At 46.4% G+C, this 24,141-nt stretch carries 20 protein-coding genes, 1 tRNA gene and 2 pseudogenes; 8 read left to right on the top strand and 15 right to left on the bottom strand.

The annotated features are described in order from the left end of the window. Positions 1-10: 10 nt before the first annotated feature. The 7 genes and pseudogenes from hsdR to EA26_RS06200 all read right to left on the bottom strand — a co-directional run bounded on the left by hsdR (position 11) and on the right by EA26_RS06200 (position 9,173). Entirely contained in the window at positions 11-2,410 is a 2,400-nt protein-coding gene (hsdR, locus tag EA26_RS06225; RefSeq protein WP_081947035.1) for an EcoAI/FtnUII family type I restriction enzme subunit R, read from the bottom strand. A 17-nt stretch (positions 2,411-2,427) separates the two neighbouring features. Next, positions 2,428-3,345, bottom strand: a complete 918-nt coding sequence (locus EA26_RS06220; RefSeq protein WP_039428813.1) for a restriction endonuclease — start codon at positions 3,343-3,345, stop codon at positions 2,428-2,430. A gap of 18 nt (positions 3,346-3,363) precedes the next feature. Further along, positions 3,364-3,475: pseudogene (locus tag EA26_RS21965) on the bottom strand (helix-turn-helix domain-containing protein); the annotation flags it as partial. A 194-nt stretch (positions 3,476-3,669) separates the two neighbouring features. Beyond that, the gene (locus EA26_RS06215; RefSeq protein ID WP_039425613.1) at positions 3,670-4,554 is read right to left on the bottom strand and encodes a DUF7281 domain-containing protein; all 885 of its coding nucleotides are present in this window, start codon (positions 4,552-4,554) and stop codon (positions 3,670-3,672) included. Then, positions 4,551-7,343: an Mks condensin complex protein MksF gene (locus EA26_RS06210; protein ID WP_039425610.1), complete on the bottom strand. Its 2,793-nt coding sequence runs from the start codon at positions 7,341-7,343 to the stop codon at positions 4,551-4,553. The genes EA26_RS06215 and EA26_RS06210 overlap by 4 nt, the downstream gene beginning before the upstream one ends. Continuing rightward, entirely contained in the window at positions 7,337-7,906 is a 570-nt protein-coding gene (locus EA26_RS06205) for a condensin complex protein MksE (RefSeq protein WP_039425607.1), read from the bottom strand. Before EA26_RS06205 ends, EA26_RS06210 begins: the two co-directional genes overlap by 7 nt. Continuing rightward, on the bottom strand, positions 7,896-9,173 hold the full coding sequence (locus EA26_RS06200; RefSeq protein ID WP_039425604.1) for an MksB family condensin complex protein: 1,278 nt from the start codon (positions 9,171-9,173) through the stop codon (positions 7,896-7,898). The genes EA26_RS06205 and EA26_RS06200 overlap by 11 nt, the downstream gene beginning before the upstream one ends. 380 nt (positions 9,174-9,553) lie before the next feature. Here EA26_RS06200 and EA26_RS06195 point away from each other — a divergent pair, with 380 nt between their 5' ends. Both EA26_RS06195 and EA26_RS06190 read left to right on the top strand, forming a co-directional pair. Then, positions 9,554-9,877, top strand: a complete 324-nt coding sequence (locus EA26_RS06195; RefSeq protein WP_011080067.1) for a helix-turn-helix transcriptional regulator — start codon at positions 9,554-9,556, stop codon at positions 9,875-9,877. Next, positions 9,877-11,202, top strand: a complete 1,326-nt coding sequence (locus EA26_RS06190) for a type II toxin-antitoxin system HipA family toxin (RefSeq protein ID WP_235425317.1) — start codon at positions 9,877-9,879, stop codon at positions 11,200-11,202. The genes EA26_RS06195 and EA26_RS06190 overlap by 1 nt, the downstream gene beginning before the upstream one ends. A gap of 121 nt (positions 11,203-11,323) precedes the next feature. On the opposite strand, the gene EA26_RS06185 is transcribed toward EA26_RS06190, so the two are convergent. The 3 genes from EA26_RS06185 to EA26_RS06175 all read right to left on the bottom strand — a co-directional run bounded on the left by EA26_RS06185 (position 11,324) and on the right by EA26_RS06175 (position 14,452). Then, a tRNA-Ser gene (locus EA26_RS06185) sits at positions 11,324-11,411 on the bottom strand. Positions 11,412-11,551: 140 nt separating this feature from the next. Further along, a complete protein-coding gene (locus EA26_RS06180; protein ID WP_039425595.1) occupies positions 11,552-12,001 on the bottom strand; it encodes an L-alanine exporter AlaE in 450 nt (149 codons plus the stop codon). A 270-nt stretch (positions 12,002-12,271) separates the two neighbouring features. Continuing rightward, positions 12,272-14,452 (bottom strand): hybrid sensor histidine kinase/response regulator, encoded by a 2,181-nt coding sequence (locus EA26_RS06175; protein WP_052079633.1) that lies wholly within the window; start codon positions 14,450-14,452, stop codon positions 12,272-12,274. 213 nt (positions 14,453-14,665) lie between these two features. On the opposite strand from EA26_RS06175, the gene EA26_RS06170 reads away from it, so the two are divergent. The 6 genes from EA26_RS06170 (at position 14,666) to EA26_RS06145 (ending at position 19,761) form a co-directional block, all read left to right on the top strand. Next, the gene (locus tag EA26_RS06170) at positions 14,666-15,235 is read left to right on the top strand and encodes a YecA/YgfB family protein (protein ID WP_039425593.1); all 570 of its coding nucleotides are present in this window, start codon (positions 14,666-14,668) and stop codon (positions 15,233-15,235) included. Positions 15,236-15,460: 225 nt separating this feature from the next. Beyond that, a complete protein-coding gene (locus EA26_RS06165) occupies positions 15,461-15,913 on the top strand; it encodes a hypothetical protein (protein ID WP_039425591.1) in 453 nt (150 codons plus the stop codon). A 147-nt stretch (positions 15,914-16,060) separates the two neighbouring features. Next, a complete protein-coding gene (locus tag EA26_RS06160; RefSeq protein WP_039425589.1) occupies positions 16,061-16,963 on the top strand; it encodes an MbnP family copper-binding protein in 903 nt (300 codons plus the stop codon). Between the two features lie 5 nt (positions 16,964-16,968). Continuing rightward, entirely contained in the window at positions 16,969-18,132 is a 1,164-nt protein-coding gene (locus EA26_RS06155) for a methanobactin export MATE transporter MbnM (RefSeq protein WP_039425586.1), read from the top strand. Continuing rightward, complete coding sequence (locus EA26_RS06150; RefSeq protein WP_039425583.1) at positions 18,129-19,265, top strand: porin; 1,137 nt, start codon at positions 18,129-18,131, stop codon at positions 19,263-19,265. Before EA26_RS06155 ends, EA26_RS06150 begins: the two co-directional genes overlap by 4 nt. A gap of 28 nt (positions 19,266-19,293) precedes the next feature. Then, complete coding sequence (locus EA26_RS06145) at positions 19,294-19,761, top strand: copper chaperone PCu(A)C (protein ID WP_039425580.1); 468 nt, start codon at positions 19,294-19,296, stop codon at positions 19,759-19,761. Positions 19,762-19,867: 106 nt separating this feature from the next. Here EA26_RS06145 and EA26_RS21320 read toward each other — a convergent pair. The 5 genes and pseudogenes from EA26_RS21320 to tolB form a co-directional block, all read right to left on the bottom strand. Beyond that, positions 19,868-19,963 (bottom strand): annotated as a pseudogene (locus EA26_RS21320) (glutathionylspermidine synthase family protein); the annotation flags it as partial. Between the two features lie 242 nt (positions 19,964-20,205). Next, a complete protein-coding gene (gene nadA, locus EA26_RS06140) occupies positions 20,206-21,267 on the bottom strand; it encodes a quinolinate synthase NadA (RefSeq protein WP_039425578.1) in 1,062 nt (353 codons plus the stop codon). Positions 21,268-21,381: 114 nt separating this feature from the next. Next, positions 21,382-22,182 (bottom strand): tol-pal system protein YbgF, encoded by an 801-nt coding sequence (gene ybgF, locus EA26_RS06135; protein ID WP_039425576.1) that lies wholly within the window; start codon positions 22,180-22,182, stop codon positions 21,382-21,384. A 15-nt stretch (positions 22,183-22,197) separates the two neighbouring features. Next, on the bottom strand, positions 22,198-22,752 hold the full coding sequence (gene pal / locus EA26_RS06130; RefSeq protein ID WP_039425574.1) for a peptidoglycan-associated lipoprotein Pal: 555 nt from the start codon (positions 22,750-22,752) through the stop codon (positions 22,198-22,200). Between the two features lie 31 nt (positions 22,753-22,783). Continuing rightward, positions 22,784-24,133 (bottom strand): Tol-Pal system beta propeller repeat protein TolB, encoded by a 1,350-nt coding sequence (gene tolB, locus EA26_RS06125; protein ID WP_039425571.1) that lies wholly within the window; start codon positions 24,131-24,133, stop codon positions 22,784-22,786. Positions 24,134-24,141 lie beyond the last annotated feature (8 nt).

Below are 24,141 nucleotides of genomic sequence, written 5' to 3'. Positions count from 1 at the left end.
TTCGTGATAATTATGCAACTTCATCATCACGATAAAGCTCTATTTCTAGCTCTTTGAGCGCTTTCTGATATTGCTCCAAATCGCCAAAAATACCACGCCTTATTTGTGTTTTTGTACCAAACTTTGTAAACGGCGGCATCTCTAAAATGCTTGAATTTTCAATATCTTGAACACCATTCTCAGCAAACTTTTCCAGCAATGCTTCTAATACCGCTTTTGCTTGTTCACCATATTTACCGAACACATCTCGCTTTTTCACATTATTGGCACGTTCTTGCCGTGTTAATGGCTTCTGGTCAAAGACGAGATACGCAATCAAGTCAAAAGTATCTAGCTCTTCGCCATTCGGGATCGCCTGTTGCAAAACTTGATAAGACAGCCCCAGTTCGTTCATTTCGTCGATAATGGCTTGCTTACGGTCGCTCTCGTGCCAACGTTTCAAAAAGTCGCTGAGAGTAGCATATTTTTGTTTTACTGACTCTTCAATTTGCGCCTTGACCAAGACACGATAGTCCTCCGTTATCAATTTGCCGTCTTCACCAAGGTACTGCTCTCGTTGAGCAGCTAAATCAACGTCGACGTCATCAAGAACAATTTTCGATCTCTTCTGTTTAGGCTTGCTGGACTCATCCTCGTTATCCTCGTCTTCAGGCTCATTTGCTGGGGGCACGACCGAGTCACCTTCATCAGGCTCGTAAATTACAACAGGCTCACCATCAAACTCTGGGTCAGCAAATAGCCTCGTTGCTCCTTTAAAGTCCATGATCGTGAAAAACAACTTGTTGCAATCTTCACGAAGTCTTGAGCCTCTACCAATGATCTGTTTGAACTCTGTCATCGAGTTGATGTTTTGATCAAGGGCAATCAGCTTACATGTTTTAGCATCTACACCTGTCGTGAGCAGTTTAGATGTCGTCGCGATGACTGGATAAGGCTCATCATTATCGATGAAATAAGATAACTGCTTCTTTCCTTCTGTGTCATCACCAGTTATCCGCATGACATAACGTCGATTTGCTGCTGCGGTAGGAATCAGCTTAACCAGCTCTTGACGCATTCTCTCTGTGTGATCTTGGTCTTCACAGAACACAATAGTTTTTGACATAGGATCGGTTTTTTCTAGATACTCCCATATCTTGCGAGCCACAAACTGTGTCCGCTTTGTAAGTATCATACTTCTATCAAAATCCTTGGTATTGTAATGTCGCTGTTCAACTTTGAAGCCGTGCTTGTCGGTTTTCCCTTCTTCCGGTGTATAGCCTAGGGCATCAACATTTGACGCTATTCGGATCACTTTGTAGGGGGCAAGAAAACCATCTTCAATGCCTTGTTTTAAGGTATATGTATAGAGTGGCTCGCCGAAATACTTAAAGTTGTATTCAGGGTTAGTAATAACACCTTCGACAGGTTTTACTTCTTTAGGTGTTGCCGTTAGTCCGATGTGAGTTGCGCTCTCAAAATATTTCAACACTTCACGCCAAGCAGAGTCTTCCTTTGCACTTCCTCTATGGCATTCATCGACAACCACTAAATCGAAAAAATCTGATGGGAACTGTCGATATATCTGTTTCCATTCATCTTTTCCTGTGACTGCTTGATATAACGCGAGGTAAACCTCGTAGTTTTTATTCGCAGTACGATTGGTTACCTTGTGCATTACCTCACCAAAAGGAGCGAAATCCTGCTGCATAGTTTGATCGACGAGTATGTTGCGGTCAGCTAAAAAGAGGATTCTTTTTTTTGCTTTGGCTTGTCGTAGACGCCAAATTATCTGAAATGCGGTGTAGGTTTTTCCTGTCCCCGTAGCCATCACCAATAAAATTCGGTCTTGGCCTCTAGCAATCGCCTCCACCGTGCGGTTGATGGCAGTTCTTTGGTAGTAGCGGGGCTCTTTACCTGAGAGACCAACATGATAAGGCTGTTCAGCGATAGTACGAGTGATATCGTCATCAAGCCCTTTCCATTTAAGATAAATAGGCAGGAGCTCTTCTAACTTAGGAAACTCGGATAGTTCCAACTCCCTCTCTGTCGGAGAGGTTAGCCCAGTTCTATCATGCAATAAAAAACCATCTCCATTACTGGAAATAGCAAATGGCGCATCAAGCATCTCCGCATACGCTAGTGCTTGTTGCATACCATGCCCTATGGGATATTTGTTTTTTTTAGCTTCGACAACAACAATTGGCAGATTGGGTTTGGCGTACAAGACATAATCCGCAAACTTGGGGCCGCCTTTTTTATCGCGATCCGTAATGCGGTGAACCAAAGGGCCTCGAGCCTCAATTCGGCCATCTGTGAGTTTTACTTCCTCTCTAAATTGATGATGCTTCCAGCCTACACCTACAATTGCGGGAGTGATGAACTTCGTACATATATCTCTTTCGGAAAGTTCTTTTTTGTTTATTGTCATGGCTTGTTTCCTAAGATTTAAAGCTCAAAAAACTCTTCATCGATACGTTTGAGGTAAATCACCTGCTCATCACGGCTACCGATGTTGTAGCGGAGCATCAATTTGGCTAACTCTTTGCCATTAATCAGTACGATGCGCATGCCTAAATCTTTTGCGGTTTGAACAGAGGAAGGCGTGAAATCAGAGGTAGTGATAAAGATGCCTTTCTGCGCCTTCTTTAGGTTAAGCGCACCAAAGAAGTCTCGGATATCACTGGCGCTAATATTGTTGCCGTCCGCATAACGTTTGGCTTGAATGTATACCTGGTCGACACCCAATGGATCTTGATTTATAACGCCATCAACACCGTTGTCACCACTTTTACCCAAGGTGTGAGCCATACCCTCTCCACTGCCGCCATACCCCATGGCAAGAAGCAGATCTATCAGTAGCTGTTCGAAAAATGCAGGGCTGACTTTACGTGTACGGGCGAGAATTTCCGAGGCTAGCGCATCATTGATTTGTTTGTAAGCCGCGCGCAGAACTTCGTCTGGCGTTGTTTCTTCTGCAACACTTTGGCTAGACTCACCCACTTCAGGCTGCTCATTTTTTTGGTCTTTAAACGCGATAAACTCATCAAACTGTTTTAGGTATTGGTTATCTATCACTGTATTTGGATTACTAATCGCGTTTAGTCCACGTTCAGTGATGACGAAATGAGCACGACGTGTAACTTCAAGCATGCCAGCCTTGGTCAAATATGTCCTAGCCCAACCAATACGGTTATCCAAAACCGTTTGCTTTCCACTTGGCAAGCGCTCTTCACGCTCAGCTTCAGAAAGTTCAAACTTATCCGCTAACTGGTTGATAACGTCACGCAGCTTAACTTCCTCTCCACCAGCCGCGTTTACGACGTCCAAAAATGGACGCATAAACACTTGGTAATTCGGTATCATGCTTTCACCTTCTAGCCGTTTAATCCATAAATCAAAAGCATAACGCTTAAAGCCCCAAGAACCACCAACGTTAAAGCCAGGTAACTTGCCTTTCACTGGTAAACCGATAGGCCGTTTTTTCAGCCAGCATCCGATACGCAGCTAACGCTTTTCGATTAAAGTTTAGCCATTTATTTCAGCGTGTTAGCTCTAACCGATTACGTTGACAATTTTGATAGTGAGAGAATATGAAAAAACAGATCCGTGGGCAATGTTCTAGATAGAGTTATGAGATTATGCGCTTAATCTAAGGTCAAAAACGCTGAACTTGTCGGTATTATTCAGTTAAAGCGCACTATTTAGCCAAACCACTTCTTGTTCTAAGGCCAACCCCTGACTCTTCATTGCTTGTATAAGTGCTTTTAACTCATTTTCCTGTTCGAGCCATTGGCCAGCATTACGCTCAAAGGACTCAAACTCTCGTGCAGTGTCAATCCAGAGTTTATTTTGTCCGTAGCGAGTTAATAAGGTACGCCAATTCGGCATCAGCCAAAAAGTGGCTCTTTCTCCGAGCCGCTCTTTTAAGCGGCGGTAATTGTTCAGCCCCACTCCATCATAATCAGCAAATAAATAGATTAATGGCGACCGCTGCGGAGCTGCCAGCCAATCGATCAACTTATTATGCAGCTGGCCGCGATACCAAATCACGCTGGTGGGCTCCGAAGTGGGCAGCCAATCAAGCCTATCAAACAGCTCTTGGTTCTCCACGAGCCAGATAGGATGTTTGCTGTACAGTGTATGATTTTTATCGCCGCCGATTTCTAGCGCGGCAACGCCAAATTCTTCGCTCGCCCGTTGTAACTGTTCTGTTGGCCTATCTCTGTCATACCAATTCGGCTGAGCTTGGGTCTTAATAAATACATGAGTGGCATCGTGGGTGATTCTTCCCTGTTTACTACTTCGAGTGCTGGCGATATTCGCGGCTCTTGGCGGAATCGATAATGGTAAGTCTTGATTTGGTGACAATTGCTGTAGAGTCACGGTCACGACGGCTAAGTCTTCAATGCGGTAGGCAACGCCTCTGCCGCTAGGCGTCATTCGCACGCTGTGAGTCTTTCGGCAAAATTCGTCGAGTTGCCTTTTCTGCGCTGTCGTCATTGTGCTCGCTGCAATCGCCTCTGGATGTGCATTCATGAGCCGTTTTAAGGCGGCAATCAATGGCTGGCTCATTGTGATGTCTCCGCTATTGGCTGAGTCACAATACGACTTTCGATGGGCGACAATAACTGCCAGCTATGACGGCTTATGACGTTTTTACCATTCACTTGGTGAATTGGCACACAATACCGAGCGGTGGTTAACGGTGCTGGCGAGGCAAAAATTAACGCGAAGCCAAATTGCTCGGCTATCTCAATTAAGTTGGCTTGGTTCTTGGTATCCAATGCTAACGCCTCGTCCAAATAACAGACCGCTTTCATTTGGTGGCGTTTGTCTTGCATTAGGTGCAGCATGGCAAGGCCGGTGACTAATTTCGCCATCAATACCGTGCCGTTAGACGCTGCGCTATCAATATCTTCAAAAGACTCTTGCTGCTGCCCCTGCTTTGCCACGACAAACTCAAGCCTGAATAAGTCTGCGACTCTTAATCCTTGGCGAGCATTGCCCTCTTCAATTAACGTATTTTTCGCCCGATCTAGATCTGCATCATCCAAAATGCTCGCTTGATCGAACAAATCGAAACTTTGCCCCGAATCTGTCTGCTCTGCTTGCTGTATCAACACATTCATCGCATTCACAAGCAAGCTTTCCTCGACAGGTTCGATTTTGAAGGTTTTCAAATCAGAAAGCTGTCTGTGACTGATTAACCGATTGAACTCTTTCATTTTACTTTGCAAAGCAAGCAGACCACTGCGTAACTCCCTTAAGCTCGCTGTCACATTAACCACCGCAGAACGTGCTTTTCTCTCTAAGGCTTGCTTTTCGTCATCTAAACAATGGCTAAACTGAATGATGCTTTTTAGCTCATCGTCTTGAGTGGGTGCCATTTGAAACTTTGTGAGCCCTTTCTGAGCTAACTCATTTTTCATTTGGCGTAGCTCTTTAGAAAGGTTATCCAGTTCCCGGCAATCGTTGATGAATTGTTCAAGACGAATGGGGAGAAACTCCAAGCTCCACTCTTCGGTCGCTATCCATGGGGTATGAGGCTGTTCCGACAACGCCGTAAACAAGGATTGATCATCCAATCTTTGCTCTTTGAGCGCCTCAACACGGTTATTATCTGAAGTTAACTTACTGAGCTTTTCCGAAGTCTTGTTGATTTGTTCTGTCAGCGCTTGATAGCGTTCCTTAGCACTTGCTAAAGCATTATTAATCGCTGTGATCTCTTGCTCGATTTTGGCTTTTTCTTCTCTACGTTGAGACTGATTCGCGGTGAGTTGCTCAAGTTGCTGATAATCAATGAGCGCCTTTTCACACTCTTTCACAGCGCGGTGCAATTCGTTCTTTTTCTTTTCCGCCAAATCCCTTTGCTGACTGACCTCTAGCAGTTCTGTGAGGCTATTTATCTGCTGATTGACACTATCTAGCTCTTCCACCAGCTCTTGTTCGGTCTTTTGAACATGTTGAGGAATGAGCTCATCAAGGGATAAGGTTAAACCAGAAAGAGTGAGCGACGGCGCAGCTTCACCACTCAGCACGTCTCGAAGCTGATTGATATCGAGTGAATAGTGCGAGGGTGAACGCTGCATCACTTGCTGACTCAGTACTTTGTTCAGTTTTTCTAACTCATGCGCTTTGAGCAATTTGGAGAGATGAAGGTACAAATTATCGTCTAGGGTTTGCCGCTGCGTTTCCAACCTTTGGCGCTTTTCTGCCCGTTCTTTTAACTGTCTGGCTAAATCTGATGAAGAAGAGCGTTGCGATTGAACACATAGCGCGGCCTGTTCTTCATAACTTTGTTTTGCTAGTTCGAGCTGGCTCTCTAAATAGGCGTGATTCGGAATCAACGCAAAACGAGCTTGAAGCTCTTGGTGCTGCTCTTCGGTACGTTTTAGATCAATGAGCTTGTTGTTTAACCCACTGCGTGCTTCAACGCGAGCAATATCTTGGTGATGTAACTGATTTTGTTCTTCTTCAAGCTGATGCTTTTGTGCTGATAATTTTTCTCTCGTTGTTTGAACGTGCCCGTGCCAATCTTGCAATAATTGGTTCACTTTGGGTTGTGCCGCTGCAATTTTGCCTCTTAGGGACAATGTACGTTGAAACTTATGCTCCAGCTCTTTGATGGTCGCAAGATTATTCACAGCAGCTAGATACTGCTCCCGCTCTAAGTTGATATCTTGAAATGCCTTTTCCCATTCTTGCTTAAAGTCGATACTCGCATTGGGCAGCTCACGGCTAAATATCTTGAGCAAGTACTCTTTTACATCACTGGAATTGAGCTTATCCAATCTGAGCGTTTTTGTAAGCACTTGCTGGAAAGAACGTGCATCACTTACGTGTTCAAGTTTGAATACCGTAAAGTCGAGATCATTGGTCTTCTTACTCTTTGCACCACCGTAAATCAAATGACGAAAATCTCTTTCATTGTATTGATAGACCCTGTGCTGGTGGCTAGCTAGATGGTTAACCAGTTTGGGTTGGGTAACAATATGGCCATCCGCCAAACGGTAATCATCCAGGTTTAATTCGCCTTTGTAGGCAAAGTATTCATAATCGTGGCCTACGCCTTTACCAACGCAACCGAAAACAACCGTTCCGGTTTGAGGAAGTATGACTTCAAGCAGGATGTATGCACTGTTGTTTGGGAAATAGAAACGACGTGCTTTTTCGACGCTATGAGAGCCAAAGTCCATTCTTCTTTGGTCAATGATCAGTAGAAACTGGAGGGCGTTGATTAAACTGGTTTTACCGTGATTATTTGGTGCGATTAACGACACAGAATCATCCAGTGGCAGTTCTGCTCGCTGATATCCAGCACTGCCAATTAATGCGAGACGTTGAAAGCCGTAATTTAGCATGATTCACCCTCCTCATCAGTGATTACATCGCTGACAGAGGCTTGATCGGTAATCGCCTCAAAGTGGTCTAAGTAACGATATACCGAAGGCAATAAGCGCCAGTGGTTGTTTTCTTGAATCGCAAAGCCTTTTCGCACCGCATTTTCGAGGATTTTTACCAATGCACCTTGATCTAACTCTTCTGCATCCAACAATCCTTGATGCTTTTCATAGACCTCATTTAGCACTTTATTGTCAATGGTCCACTGATAAAACTGACTCAAAGAGCGACCATTGTCCGCTTGGTAGTCAAAAATCACCATCAGCAAAAGCGTCAACTGTCGCGATTGCTTGTTGATATTTTGATTCCCTTCATCGTCATGAAACCAAGCAAAACCACGGCCATCGATACGTAGCTCAAACCCTAGGTTAGAAAATAGATGTCGATACTGTTCCGATTGCTGTTCGAGCTCATACCAAAGGGCTGCATCTGTCGAACGGTTCAAGTGTCGACCTGAATTGAATAAGCCGAACAGTTCTGTGAGATGTGTCAGCACGGTTAAATCGAGTTTGCTATTTTGCATTATCCATATCCTTTGCACTTGTTGAGCGAGTCAAGGTCGTTAGTTGATGAGGATGATAAGTGACAGAGACGGTACTGAGCGTTGTGGTACAAGGATTTGTGCCCAACAGGCTTTGCCATTGTGGTTCTCGCACCAGTTCATGATAGAGACGGAGTAATTCCGTATCAGGTAAATAGCGACAGTGTGTCGTTAACCAAGTCATGAGATTCTCAACCGGCAATGCTGCTGCAAGTTGTTCACGCAATCGCTGTTCATCGATCCAATTCACTAAGAGGCTATCAGAGAGCGCTTCTTCATCCGGAAAAGGAATTGAATTAGGTTCAAAACTCAAAAATTCAGCCATCAGTTCACGCACTTCGTTCCCAATCTGAATTTTACTGGTACGACTGGTTTTCCATAATGGTAGGCCGACTGCATTTAACCCTCGAACTAGCCCCTTCTTACGAACTTGGCTTATTTGCTTGCTAATCACAGCAGAAAGCTGGTTATGTAGCCTCGCTTCCTCTCTCAGCGGTAACAAGGTATCTGCACATTGCTGAGCGATGACCCGCCCTTGGTATCGAAGATCTTTGACTTGATAGGCAATCTGACGCATTGCTAACCTTTGTTGATACAAAGAGCCGCGAATAGCCAGCGTATCAACGGCTTTGTCTAGTGCTTCTTCTGCTTTTTCCAACAATGGGTAGAAGCTTCCTCCAAGACCGCTATCCATCATTTCATTCATGGGTTCAACGTATTGGTCGTACACTTCTAGCACTTCACGATAGCGGCGTTCAATTGGCACACTGGTGTCTGCTGATTTAGCCGCTTCAGCAATGTCAAAAATGGCTTGCTTGTCTTGTGTTAATTGTTGGGCAATCTTTCTCGTCAGCTCTGACAATTGGTTAGCGCCTGCGCGCAGTAAATCATTGTCGGTGTCTTCAAGTCCCTTTAGTACTTGGCTGGTGGCGTTTTTGATGGCCTCAACGCGAGCTTTAAGTACCGCGGACAAACCAAGCTCATGCTCCTGAGTCAATCCACGTACAAAATCCACCACCAACGTGTTGATCTGATAATCACTACTTCGGCTAATAGGCTGCAAGATGTCCGCGTTGATAAGACTCGCTAGCACGCTGTTAGTATCCGCATCTTTGTTTTTGTACTGGTTTATCACTTGTTCGAGGATACGGAGCTCAAATGCAGGGAACTCTCGTGAAAGCCGGGTTAACTGCTCAACCACTTCCCAGTGACGGTGTAATTGAAAAACAAGACTTTTAGGGGCAACCATTTCACTACCTTACTCGCTGACGTATAGACTATTAATCAACCTAGCTCATGCACAAATTGAAACTAGGCGCATAGTGCCTCCTTAATGACGGTAGGTAAATACTGCGTATATAAACATGTAAAATAGCTTGACATCCGTCTTAGAATGACAGGATTGTCGGTACTGCTACTAAAACGAGGCTCCCATCACTCCCCCCTCTAGAAGGGATTTTCTACAAATTCCACAAAGTCCCAAAATGGTTACTTTAATCAACTTAAAACCACCTAATGTAACCAGAATGGCACACTAAAATCACCTCTTGACAAGGTCAACATAAAGTCCAAAATTAAGGACATTACACAAACCAAACACCAACAATGAAACCAAAATAGGACTTTAGAGTGAAACATGTAACAGCCGCAGCATTAGCAGAAGAAATCGGCGATAGGTTGAAGCAAGCTCGACTAAATCGAGACCTAACACAATCTGAAGTTGCAGAAATTGCTGGCATTGCCCGCAAAACGGTTTTGAATGCAGAAAAAGGAAAAGTGCAGCTCGATATCATGATTGCGATATTAATGGCATTAGACCTTACAGAACAAATTGATCTCTTTATCCCTAAACAAGAAATTTCTCCCTTACAGCTGGCCAAACTGCAAGGAAAGAAAAGGCAGAGGGCCTCTGGCCAGCGCAGTAATAAAGATGAGGAAACACCAGAATGGTAATGGAAGTCATTACAATAACTTACCAAGGCGATCTCGTTGGCGCAGTGAGTTTTGACACTGAAAAGGGACTTGGATCATTTGAATATGATCCCAGCTTTGTAAAAAAGGGAGTCGAGCTTTCCCCAATCAAAATGCCATTATCGAATCGTATCTATCGCTTTCCCGAACTGGATTTCAATACCTTTAAAGGCCTACCCGGTTTAATTGCGGACTCCTTACCTGATGATTTTGGTAACGCGGTTCTCAACGCATGGGTTGCAAGCCAGGGCCGTTCACCGAGTGACATTACACCACTGCAACGCCTCCAATATACGGGAAAGCGAGGCATGGGAGCTCTTGAGTATGCGCCAGCGACAAAGTTACAAAGTTTAAATGCTTCACAACAGGTAGAAATCCAATCGCTCGTTTCAATTGCACAAGAAATCTTAGATTCACGAGGTAATTTTGAAGTAGAGCTCAAACAAAATGGCCAAGACGATAGAGAAGCAATGATGTCTTTATTATCTGTTGGTATGAGTGCGGGAGGCGCAAGACCGAAAGCCGTATTAGCATTTAATGAAGATTTTACTCAAGTCCGCTCCGGCCAAACCAAAGTGCCAAGTGGGTTTACCCATTATTTGATGAAGTTTGATGGTGTGAGTGAGCATAACAAAAATCAAGAAACCTTCGGTGACCCATTAGGTTATGGAGCAATGGAGTTTGTTTATCATTTAATGGCTAACAAATGCGGTGTCGATATGATGCCATGCCGCTTACTCCATGAAGGCAATCGACGACACTTTATTACACAGCGGTTTGATCGAATTAAAAATAGCAAGGTACACGTACAAACGCTAAACGGTCTTGCCCACATTGATTATAAAAAGCCGGGGGCATTCTCTTACGCAGAGTTATTTGGCATTGCCAGACAGTTGAAGCTTTCCGCTGTTGAAGCTGAGCAGCTATTCAAGCGCATGACGTTCAATATCATTGCTCGAAATCATGACGACCACTCAAAGAACTTTGCCTTTATGTTGAAACAAGACAGGCTGAAAAAAGACAAATGGTCTCTCGCACCAGCTTATGATTTAGCCTATAGCTATAAACCAGGCAGTAAATGGGTGAACAGCCATTGGATGAGCTTGAATGGTAAAAGAGATAACTTTACACGAAGTGATTTCTATAGCTTAGAGAAACTAAGCCCTATTTTTAACAAGCGAAAAATCGACGATATTATCGATTCAACGCTTGAGCACGTATCAACTTGGCGTCAGCTTGCTGAGGAATGGGATGTACCAAAAACACTGATAGATGAAATACAAGAAAACTTGCGGCTCGATATTTAGTGAAGTGGCTGTATGCAAAAAGGATGGTCTCTTATTTAAGGCCATCCCGAACCAAATCCAGAAATGCATTGCTTTGGTACAGATATGAAAAAAGGCCTGACAAATCAGACCTTTAAGAATGTGGCGGTGAGTGAGAGATTCGAACTCTCGATACGTTGCCGTATACACACTTTCCAGGCGTGCTCCTTCAGCCACTCGGACAACTCACCGAATTGTTGTTGGGTTTCCCCTCTCAACGAGGCGCTAATTTAATGATTATCTTGGGATTGGTCAAGCCCAGTTTTTAAAAAAAGCGCCCCATGCGGTTCAGTTGGTCAGTTATTGACTAAATCGCGCACTCTACCAGCAACTAAGCTTGTTGATAGTACCCCGGAACCTTGAACCAGCGGCGACACATATCTAGGAAGTAGCCATACAGAACGCCCATACCGCAAGAGATAATCGCATTGCTGGTCACGGCTGTAATGATCTGCTCTGTTGATGCGCCCACGGCAAGCAGAATGCCTGCGTAAACTGGGGATTGGAACAGCACATACGCCACCAAATCGGAGACGTTTTTCATCAGTCCGCTGGTCGACACTTTCGCGCCTTGACGTAATACCCAATCACGAAACACACCGTAAGGCCAAGCAATGGCGATGTTGACTGGAATCGACAACGTTCGTGATGCCAATGATTGCTGGAAGGTCATTCCAGAAATCAGAATCTCGATAATCATCCCTGAGATAAAGCAAAAAACCACCATAGCAAAAGTATCTGCTGCTGCATGACGGATACAAAATGGCGCACGAGATTTCATTTACGTCCTCTAAAATATATAACTATAAAAATGGTAATTTAACGACATCATGAACTGGATATAAAAACTAGAGCAGTTCATGGCGCTATTAGAGCAAATAATTTGCAGTTTTAGATACCGTATTTGAAATTGAGTTGTAAATTTATGACCAAAAAACGCACCAAATGTAGATAAAGTCACCAAAAATGGATAAAACCTCATTTCAATGATCTATGAGATGTAACTTAACTACATATAATGTCTTTACAACGAGAAGAGAGAGGAGACCTTTTATGCCTCACGGCGGTATTGGTAGAGCAAGTCTGCGTACCGGAACAAGGCATCATCGAGCTCTTTCTCTACAACCGGTTTGGCGATGATGTGATTGGCACCGGCCTCGCACATGCAGGCACGTGTTTCTTTGAATACATCGGCCGTGCAACCGAAGATCAAGACTTGGTTAATCGTGTTTGGCATGGCACGAATGGCACGAATGGCTTCAATACCATCCAGTACGGGCATGTGATTGTCCATTAAGATCAAGTCGAATGATTGATGCGGTAAAAGATCCAGCGCTTCTTGGCCGTTTTCGACGCAAGTGGGAACAAAGCCTTTGTTGCGCATAAACGTTTCAAGAATGATGGCGTTGGTACGGTTGTCTTCAACAATCAGCACGGTCAACCCTTGATAGTCGAGATGATAATTTGGCTCTTGCTCCACACTCCCCGCTTCACACACTTGCAGTGGTAACTCGACGTTAAAGCAACTGCCAAGCCCTTCTTGACTGGAAACGCTAATTTTACCACCTAACTTTTCAACGATTTTTTTAACGATTGCCAGACCAAGGCCAGTACCGCCGTAGCGTCGGGTGGTCGAGGATTCTGCTTGTTCAAACGGGCGGAAAATACGTTTTTGTGCTGCAATAGGAATGCCGATTCCTGTGTCTTTAACTTTAATCACAAGGTAGTTCTGCCCTCCTTTGAACACTTCTTCCAAGTAGACTTCAACCACGCCATGGGACGTAAACTTCACCGCATTATTGAGTAAGTTGAATAGTATTTGCCGCAGGCGTGCACGGTCTGCATGGTACCAACGATCTCTGGCAACCTGTGAATAGACGCGAAATTGCAGTCCTTTTTCTGCACACAAGGTGTAGTAGATGCTGTTTACGCTGCCAATGATCGAGTCAAACGGGAATGGGGCGAGATCAAATTCCATGTGTCCTTGCTCGATTTTGGAGTAATCCAAGATCTCATTGAGCAAAGTCATCATATGATCACCGGAATCGTATAGCGTTTTTAGGTGCTTTTTCTGTTCGTCGGTTAATGGCGTTTTCAGCAACAACTGCGCCGTGCCCAATACACCATTCATGGGTGTACGAATTTCGTGCGACAAAGTGGCTAAAAAGGCAGTTTTGGCATTGGTTGACGCTTGTGCTTTAACTTTTTCTGCCTCTAGATAGACGGTTTTCTCGTTAAACGCATCAATCAGATGTTTGATCTCGTCATCGCTTTGATAATCGATATCAACGATCCCGCCGGTTTTTGAGTTGTCCACGCTTTGCGCAATCGTGATGATTGGTGCAATCAAATAGCGATTAAGTAAGTAGTACCCAGCTAAAACACAGATGAGTAAGAAAGGCAAAATGCCCCATTCCACCCGTAGCACTTTGTCGAAGACTTCGTCAGCGATCAATTGTCGCGCACTCACCACTTTCATATTCCAGTGAAAATCGCTGAGTTCAATCTGGCTAACGTAACGGCCTCGAACAAGACTATAGTTGTACTCGGTGATCAAACTGCCATTTAATGCGCTGATGGTGACCCCAAGTTGGTAAATCTCGGTATGTTTGCGGATAAAATCAAATAGCGCTTGCAAGGAGAGATCAACCGTTGCCACCCCGACAAACTGCCCGTTAATGTAATAGGGTTTGGATGCGGTGATCATCTGCACTTGTGTATAAGGGTCGATATACACCTGCGACCAACTTAACTGACCTGAAGGTTGATTTGCAACGGACTGATACCAAGGCTGAAGATGGTATCCATTGGATTCCGGGTTGTTATACAGATGCACCTGAGCGACACCACCTTGCTTGGTTTTATTAAAAAACAAGCTTCGATAGACAGGTTTCGCTTGGTTGAGTTCCGGCTCCGGCCAGAGCCCACCACTGGAGACAATATTGCCGCTGGCAGCGATGATATTGGCTATACCACGGGAAAGTTGCGATGGCGGTGGATTACCTTGAGCGAAACCAACGAGGCTGTCGAGCAGCCCGAGCGAGCTATTGAGCGGCCCTTCTATTTGCGCGGCAAGCAGATCGGTTCTTAAATCCAGATTCTGCTCGATTTTGCTGCGCACTAAAGGCTCAACCACAAAATAGGTGACGCTGCCGATGATGGCGAGGAAAAAACAGAGGTACAAACTCAAGGCGAGAATGCTTTTGTTGCGAAGTGATGAGCGAATTTCCATACGATGGCAGCGTTCCCTGTTAGCTCACTTTAGTGTATTACCATACCCAGTACCTCTCAAGGTACGAGGATCAATGACTTACTTTTCTTTCCTACGACGAAACTGCGGAAAAGACCGACAATCGCTGAAACTGGCGTTCTGCCCTTTTTAATGGCGGCCGAGATTGGTAAGATCCGCCCATTCACTCGCCCTTAACATCCAAGGTATTCTATTTTGACGTTATTTGACATTCTTTCCCTTGAGGAATTAGACGGTAAGCTGCTCAATCTTGCTAAAACGCAGGGCTTTGTCACTTCAATGGCGGCGGCGCCCAACATCCTCGACCCACATGAATGGCTGCCTTTCTTATGGGGAGGTGAAGAAACCGCACCTTTTTCTGACGGTGAACAACTTGAAGCATACATTGATGCGGTAGTGCAACTGTGGAATCAGGCTCGCCCAGCGCTGCTGGATGGCTCTTGGCAGTGGCCAGAAACCTGCAAGTTGGATGAAGCGGAAATCGTTAACCAAGCCACTCGCGACTTTTGTGAAGGTGTCCTGCAAGGGTGGCAACTGGCGCGCGATGATTGGGAAACCTTGATGCCAGAAGAGAGTGAGGAAAATGCCCTACTCGGCGGTGTGTTGCTCTCTTTAACGATGCTTTACGACCCAGAAACTACCATCGCGACATTGAGCGAACAGGGCTTTGAAGGGCTTGAGCAGTTTGCGGAGATCTTTAACGCCATGCCAGTGATGCTTTGCGGCCTAACTCAGCGTGGTGTGATGCTCGCTGAGCAGCAATAAATCCTCTTTCTCGCGGCGAGTGGCATATCACTCGCCGTGCATGCCTGTTTGTTTTACCCATTCTTGTTGATCGGCTTTAGCTAACACCTTACACATATCTAGCTCACCTTTCATAATCAAACGCAATAACAATCACATAAATTCTACCAACTGGTAAAAATAGCATTACATCTCTAACGGTTATTTGTTAGTATCCGCGCCAATTTCGGTTAACCCAATGTTGCAATGAACCTACGCATAAATCCGCAAACCAAACAAAAAGTAGTGGCGTTTTACGTCATTATTGCTTTGTTGTTTCAGATTTATCTGTTGGCGACCATGGCGCTCAACCCTTCCCAAGTTAATCAACAAAACTGGCTATCAGACAGCCAAGGCGGCAAAGTGCTGCTATGTACCGCACAAGGCTTTAAGTGGGTGGATATCAGTGAACTGATTGAAGCCAATAACCTTGAAAATTCGGATGCGGACAGCGGCCATGAGAATCTGAAGTTTCACTGCCCACTGCTCAAAGCATGCCAGTTTTCTTTAAGCCTGGCCGTTCTCTGCTTAGCCGTCATCTTGGCGTGGCTGTCTCGCCCCGCTCCAGCACGTATCTTCTATCAACACCTTCTTTGTTTACAAAAGGTGTATCTCTCCATCGCCCCGAAGCAATCTCCACCGCACTCTTTCTTCACCTGATCTCTGAGCCATCGGCTCAGCTGAGTCATTCACGCTCAACATTAAAAAAACGCCACCCTTAACGGGATGGTGCGCGCGTGCTGTTTACTATCCGTTAATGCTATCTGTGAAACGGCGCGCGCTGACTAAAATTCAGAAGGAAGAATCATGTTTAACCCATCATTCAGCGCTAAAACACTTGTCTCTATCACTCTTTGTAGCTTATTGGCCGCATGTGGCGGCAGTGACAACAGCAGTTCGGGGGCAAGTACCACCGATAGCAAAACCAGCCAAGAGGTAGCAATTCAGTTTGCGGCACGAGTCGGCAACGAAGAGATTCGCTGCGAAGCGATGAATAACAGCGTGGTAGGCACAGCCAACAGCCAACCCACTTTTAGCGATGTGCGTATGTATATCTCTGAAGTTGTGCTGATCAACGAACAAGGTGAAGCGGTATCCGTCGAACTTACCCAAGACGGCAAATGGCAGTATCAAAATGTCGCTCTGCTGGATTTTGAAACGGGCTCGGACAGCTGTGCTAACGGCAATCCAGACACCAACCACACGATTCGCGGCAAAGTTCCACAAGGCAAATACACAAGCCTTCGTTTTACCCTCGGCGTGCCAGCAGAGCTCAACCACTACGGCATTGACGGTGATGATGCTATCTCTCCTCTTGATGTCATGGGGATGAACTGGAGCTGGCAAAAAGGGCACAAACATTTACGCATGGATGTGGCGGGTTGGAACATCCACCTTGGCACCACAGGCTGTGAAGTGACCGATGCCAACGCAGAAGTCGTCGACTGCGCTGGCTCTCGCCCGAACCGCCCACAATATCAGTTGGATAACTTCAACCTAGCCACCAACAAGGTGGTGTTCGATTATCAAAAACTGGTCGCCAACAACGACATTTCTAAAAATACGGTCGCAACGCCATTGGGCTGTATGTCGGCGAGCAGCGACCCTGATTGCCAAGGCGTGTTTGATAACTTAGGGTTGGATCTCATCACAGGTCAGTGCATTGCAGGCAACTGCTCGACTTCACAATCTTGGGTGAGTGTGGAGTAATACCGATGTCAGCAAACCTCAAGAGTGGTTTGCTGACACTGCTCGTGCTGGCATCAGTAACGGGCTGTGACGGCGAATCAAGCTACGACGTCACTGCGGCGGGTTCAACCAACCTCAGTGGATTTGATTTTCAAACGGGCTCTCTTCCCATACCGAGAGAGCCAAACGATAACCCGGCCAGCGAAGAAAAATTCCAGTTGGGACGACACCTTTTCTACGACAAGCGTTTATCGGGCAATCAGACCTTTGCGTGTGAATCTTGTCATCAGCAGGCGCTCGCGTTTACCGATGGGCTGGCGGTTCCGACCGGTTCGACTGGCGAAGTGCTACACCGCAATTCGCAAACGCTAACCAATGTGGCTTACAACGCCTCCTACACTTGGGCCAATCCGGTGTTGCACACCATAGAGCAACAACTGGTGATCCCGCTGTTTGGCGAGTTTCCGGTTGAGATGGGGATTAACGATGCGAACCGTGACGAGATTTTGCAACGCTTTGAGCAAGATCCCCGATATCAGACGCTGTTTAACCAAGCGTTTCCGAACGAGCAGCAACCCGTGACTTTGCCCAACATCATCAAAGCGCTGGCGGTGTTCAACCGCGCCTTGATCTCTAAAGAGAGCGATTTTGATCAAGGGACGATGAGCAGTGCGGCGCTACGCGGTCAAGCACTGTTCAACAGCGAAAAGATGGAGTGCTTTCATTGTCACAGCGGCTTTAATTTCAGCGATTCGACCTTGCACGCCGATACGGTATTTGTCAGCCGTCCATTTTTTAACACTGGCCTGTACAACTTAGATGAGCAAGGCAGCTACCCAGCGCAAAACAATGGCTTGTATACGGTGACACAAAACGCGACGGACAAAGGCAAATTTCGCCCGCCCACGCTACGCAACCTTGCTTATACCGCGCCATACATGCACGACGGCAGCATCGCCACGCTCTCTGAAGTGCTGGATTTTTACGCCGCAGGCGGCCGTCATATCGAAAGCGGTTTCTACCAAGGTGATGGGCGACTTAACCCCAACAAAAGTGAGTTTGTCAACGGTTTTACTCTGAGCCCGCAAGAGAAGCAGGACGTACTGGCCTTTTTGGGGGCGCTCAACGATGAAGCCTTTGTTCGCAACCCGCGCTATGCCAACCCATTTTTGCCGGAGGATAACCAATGAAACACGCTTTCACACTCACGGCAGTTAGTTTGCTCTCTAGCCATATTGCCTATGCCAACCCGAGCCATGAGGCAAACATTGAAGTAAAAAGCAACTTATTCGCCCAACTCGGCTACTACCACCAAAGTCGCGATCAGCAATTTGCTATCCCGGGTATTTTGACCAGCGCAGATGCGGCGCACCAAGAGCAAGGCGTGCAGTTGATGCACGGTGAGCTAGGGCTACTAGCTATTTGGCCGCAAGTTTTAGCCGGGAAAATCATCCTCGGTAGCCACCACGGAGAGAATGTCGAAGTCGAAGAGCTCTGGCTGCAGCCCCACATCGGACAAAACTGGACCTTACGTTTAGGCCGTCAACTGTCGCCCATTGGTTTGTACAATGACGTGCATGAGCACGAGTGGCGATTTGTCGATGCATCGTTGTCACAGCAAGCATTTCTCGCCAACCAGTATCAAGACGACAGCATCAAGCTCACCTACGCCAATGGTATGCATGATCTTACCGCTTGGGTTGGGCGCGGCAATGGCTACCCCGCCCAAGCGGATACAAACAGCAGTACACCCGCCGCGCTTGGCTTGAGCTATCAGTGGCAAGGTTTTAAACAAGCGCATTCGTGGCGAGTTGTCGGCTCTCTGGCCCATTTCGATGCAACCCAACGTGGCGCACAAACCAACCAAGGTCATAACCATACCACCACGAGCAGCGCGATTGTCTTTGATGGCACCACCACCTTGGTTGCTCTCGGCGCTCAATGGCAGTGGCAACAATTTGGCATTGAAGCGCAATGGATGGGGCAACAAATCGATGCCCGTCTTAGCGACTCTCAGCAGATGCAAACCGACCTCGATGCCTTTCAGTATGGGGTGAGCTCGCAGATAGTTTGGCAAAGAGAGGCGCTTGAACTAGCGCTGCGTTACGACGCGCTCATCAGCGACAACCAAGTCAGCAGAGAGAGCAGTGAATTTAGTCAAGCGCTCAATGCCGAAGGTTTGCGTCCTCAACGCATTAGCGCGGTGCTCAACTGGCATTTCGCGCCAGCGCAAACGCTGCGCTTACAAGGTAATTACGAAGAAATCACTCACCTTAGCCAAAACGCATTTTGGCTGGTGTATCAGGGCAACCTGAACTGGTAAACCAAGAAAAACCACAAGGTAAATTAAAATGAAAAAAACCATCCACACATTGCTCATCACACTGCTGTCCTTTACCGCAGGCAGCGTTTTCGCCCATGACTACCATCAAGGCAGCATACAAATCGATCACCCTTGGAGCCGTGAAGCGCCACCGACGGCGACGGTGATTGCTGGCTTTTTCCAATTGAAGAACACCGCAAGCAGCGACGACTTTTTGCTCAGCGCATCAACTCCAATCGCTGAGCGAGTAGAAATTCATACTCATGAGATGGCTGACGGCATGATGCAGATGAAGAAAATTGACGCGGTTCGCGTCGGTAGCATGCAAAGCGTGATGTTCGAGCCCGGCAGCTATCACCTGATGATCTTCAACCCAAATAAGAGCTATAAGAAAGGCGAACGCTTCCCGATGACACTGACATTTGAAAAAGCGGGCAGTATCGAAGTCGAGATGGCGATTGAAGAAGCGGGCCATGTGCATACTCACACTCACTAATACCGCCTGCCATGATGCAGATGTAATAGCGAGATAACTCGCGAAAAGAAAAGGCACTGAGGAAAAACCCACAAGGGCGGCCTCAGTGCCTTTTGCTGATAGGACGTTACACGATCACGTGCGGCAGGTAGCGAGCCAAGTCTTGAGTGATCAAACTTGAATCTTCACGAATCGAAATACCCGCCGCTTTGTCGTTGACTAACAAGCACATCATCTTTGAAATAGGCCACAAAATGGAAACTCTTTTTGAAAAAGCGCAAGTGAATCAGGAGAAGCGAAGTCGTAGACATCAATAAGCCAGTAAGCAAACATAAAAAATACCCTCAAACGTAAGGGCTTGAGGGTATTTTTGACCAACCACAGGATCGTTTAACTGATCATTTGCTCAACTGATCGGAGTTAGCTGGTTAGGCTGGCTTCCATTTTGTGATCTTGTGCGCAGTATTAGGCGTTTCCTTTTACCTGCATGTTCAATCTTTCAGCAAAGTCCAACATACGGTTTAATGGAATCAAAGACTTAACACGCAATTCTTCATCTACAAAAATCTCATGTCGTTCGCCACCATCACGCAAAGCGGTCTCAATGGCTTGCAGGCCATTCATCGCCATCCAAGGGCAATGGGCACAACTGCGACATGTCGCGCCGGCACCGGCTGTCGGCGCTTCAATCAGTTCCTTCTCGGGCACGAGCTGTTGCATTTTAAAGAAAATGCCTTTGTCGGTCGCGACGATCATCTTCTGCTGAGGTAATGCTTTAGCCGCTTTGATCAGTTGGCTAGTTGAACCCACGGCATCGGCCAGTTCAACCACACTGGCTGGCGATTCTGGATGCACCAAAATGGCGGCATCGGGATAAACGGCTTTCATTTTGCGTAGCGCATCGGCAGAAAATTCATCATGCACGACACATTCGCCTTGCCAAAGTAGCATATCAGCACCGGTTTTCTTCGCGATGTAAGAGCCCAAGTGGCGATCTGGTCCCCAAATGATCGGCTTGTCTTCGGCGTCCAAATGCTCAACAATTTCAAGTGCAATACTGGAAGTTACCACCCAGTCAGCTCGTGCTTTCACCGCAGCAGACGTGTTGGCATACACCACCACTGTATGGTCTGGATGCGCGTCACAAAACTCCGTGAACTTGTCGGCAGGGCAGCCCAAATCCAAAGAGCATTCGGCTTCCAATGTCGGCATCAAAATGCGTTTCTCAGGGGTGAGGATTTTTGCCGATTCACCCATAAAGCGCACACCAGCAATAATCAAGGTGCTCGCAGGGTGGCGGTTACCAAACTTGGCCATCTCCAGAGAGTCACCGACAAAGCCACCCGTTTCTTCAGCGAGGGCTTGAATTTCAGGATCGGTGTAATAATGGGCAATCAGGACGGTATCTTTCTCTTTCAACAATGCCTTGATGTTGGAAAGATGTTGCTCTTTTTGTTCCTGCGTCAAAGGGATAGGCTTTGGAGGGAAAGGATAAACCGTGTCAATCTTGTCTAAAATGTGGCTCATTGCTCGTGCTCTACGCAACTTCCTATAGTTCGCGTATTGTAACCTCAAGCGAATAGAAGATGCAAAAGCCATAGCATGCAGAAAACTGGCAAAAAAATAAGGAGCCTGAGCTCCTTATTCTTGCAATTTTGATTTAGCGACCTTGGCCGAAGCACTGCCGGGGTGTTCGTCAATTGCCTGCTGATAAAACTTCTTCGCTTCCGCTTGATAGTTGTTGCGAGCCGCAATGTCACCCAGCTTGACCAAAGCGTCAGCACGCTTGTTGGAATCACGGTAGGTAACAACCGCAGCAAAACTCTTCGCTGCCTCTTTATCCTGCTTTTGCGCAAAATAAAGCTGACCTAGCCAATAGCTGGCATTCGCAGCATAACTCGAATCTGGGAAATCTTTTTGAAACTGAATAAACGCGGCAATCGCACCAGCGTAATCGCGCTTTTTCAAAATCATGTCGACTGCATTTTGATACGCGGTCTGTTCATCCACGTTGGTACTGTACACACCTTTATCTGCATCCGAATCCACATCGGCTGCTGGTGCACTCGTATTCCCAACAGACTTAATTTCGCCCCGCACGCGATCCAGCTCGATGAACAGTTCACGCTGTCTTTCCAGCATTTGCTGCATGTCGTAGCTATTGCGCTCAAGTTTGCCACGCAACTCCGCGATTTCTAACGACATTTGATCGATTTGTTGCTGCATCTGCAATTGAACTCGATTTCGATTTTGCAGAAGACGCTCGAGACGCTGAACATCTGTTTCAGGCGCAGCGTTAACGACAGATTGGCTAGCATTGACAACAGACGCTGTTACGGGCTCGCTATTGAGATCAGATACTGGGGCTGGTGCAGCGAATGCAATATTCGCTGCACTTGCCAGTAACGTAAGCGTAACCGCTCGCTTAGTGTTACTGAACATGAGGCATATCCTCAATTAGTAAACCAATACTGCGCGACGGTTTTTCGCGTAGATTTCTTCGGTTTGACCAAGAAGAAGAGGTTTCTCTTCACCGTAGCTCACGATAGAGATTTGATCCGCTTGAACGCCCATCGCTTGCAGATATTTCGCAACTGCTTGTGCACGACGCTCACCCAGCGCGATGTTGTACTCAGGTGTACCACGCTCGTCGGCATGACCTTCGATAGTCACTTTCAGAGACGGGTTTTTGCTTAGGTACGCTGCGTGCGCCGCTAGCATCTCTTCGTAGTCACTTGAGATAGTTGCGTTATCAAACGCGAAGTAAACGGTTTGAGTTTCACGCAGAGCTTGTTCTTTAAGCTCTTGCTCAGATAGCTGACCGTTTTGGTTGATCGGCGTGATCACTGTGGTATCAGTACCACCAGTCGTCGCTGAACCGCCCGATGTTGTTTGGTTAGTTTCAGTGCTGGTGCCAGCGTTAGACGCTGCGTCATCACTTGAGCTACACGCTGTAACAGCCATTACTGGGAGTGCGATTAGAAGCCCTTTAAGAACCTTGTTAAGTTGCATCTTATTTTCCTTTATTAATCAAACTTAGTTGCTACAAAAACGGAGACCATGCGGGAGCTCTGACACGCCCATTCGTTGCCGGTAATCTAGCTTTAAAGCGACCATCGATAGACACCATCGACAGTACATTTTTCTTATCGTAAATGGAGCTATAAATAACCATACCTCCATTTGGCGCAATACTTGGTGACTCGTCAAGTAAGGTTTTTGTCAATACTTGAACCGCACCCGTCTCCAAATCCTGTTTGGCCAGATTAAAGCCGGATTCACTACGATTAACCATGATCAGGAATCTTCCGTCCGGAGTAATCTGCCCACCCAAGTTCTGGCTACCTTGCCAAGTAAGACGGCTAGTCGACCCGTCGCTCAAATTTACTCTATATATCTGTGGTTTACCACCCAGATCGGAAGTAAAGATGAGCGATTTGCCATCAGGATGCCAGAATGGCTCCGTATTATTTGATCTATCCCGCGTTATTTGGGTTAACTGGCGAGTTTTTAAGTCCAGCGTATAGAGCTGTAAAGAGCCCGTTTTGGACAAAACAAGCGCCAATTGACTCCCATCTGGAGAGAAGCGTGGCGCACCATTATGACGTGGGTATGATGTTAGTTTCTCATGCTCACCAGTATAAATATTCAGTATGAAGATTTCCGCCTGACCATTTTGAAAACTTACATAAGCCAGTTGTCGACCATCAGGAGACCAAGCTGGTGACATCAGAGGTTGCTTTGAGCGCAATACTAAACGCTCATTAAAACCATCGTAATCTGAGATTCTCAGTTGATAGGGGAATTTGTCGTTATCGTTGACCACCACATACGCTATACGAGTCAAAAATGCACCGCGCTCTCCGGTTAAACGCTCATAGACTAGGTCGGAGATGCGATGGGCGTATTCGCGCAGACGCTCGCCTTCAACGGTTGCGACTTTGGTAAACAGCACATGGTCTTTTGATAGCACGAGTTGGCCGTCTTCCAATGCCCGGCTTTGGCCTTTGGTGAGCATACCACGCACGACATCGATCAATTGATAGCGGACGACATACTCACCTTTCTCATTTTGACTGATGCTGCCAGTTACTAGCGTATCAACGCCTAAAGCTGTCCACGCGTCAAAGTTAACCTCAGATTCGTTGTATGGAGTCTGGGGCATTTTATTGGTTGCGATTGGGCTAAACTTACCACTACGTTGCAGATCTGACGCAATCACCGCGGAGACATCGGCTGGAAGTGCTGCTTTTCCTTGCCATTTAAACGGAACAATAGCGATAGGTCTGGCCGAATCGATACCATCCGTAATGATCAGCTCCAAGGCTGCATGAGCTATATTTGTGGCACTACTGACCAGCAGTACTAAACCCAGTAAAAGGCGTTTCATCACATCTTAGT

This window comes from Vibrio navarrensis (genome assembly GCF_000764325.1).
GTDB classification, from domain to species: Bacteria; Pseudomonadota; Gammaproteobacteria; order Enterobacterales; family Vibrionaceae; genus Vibrio; species Vibrio navarrensis.
Note: the sequence above shows the minus strand (reverse complement) of the source record. Positions and strands in the feature narration are given on the sequence as shown.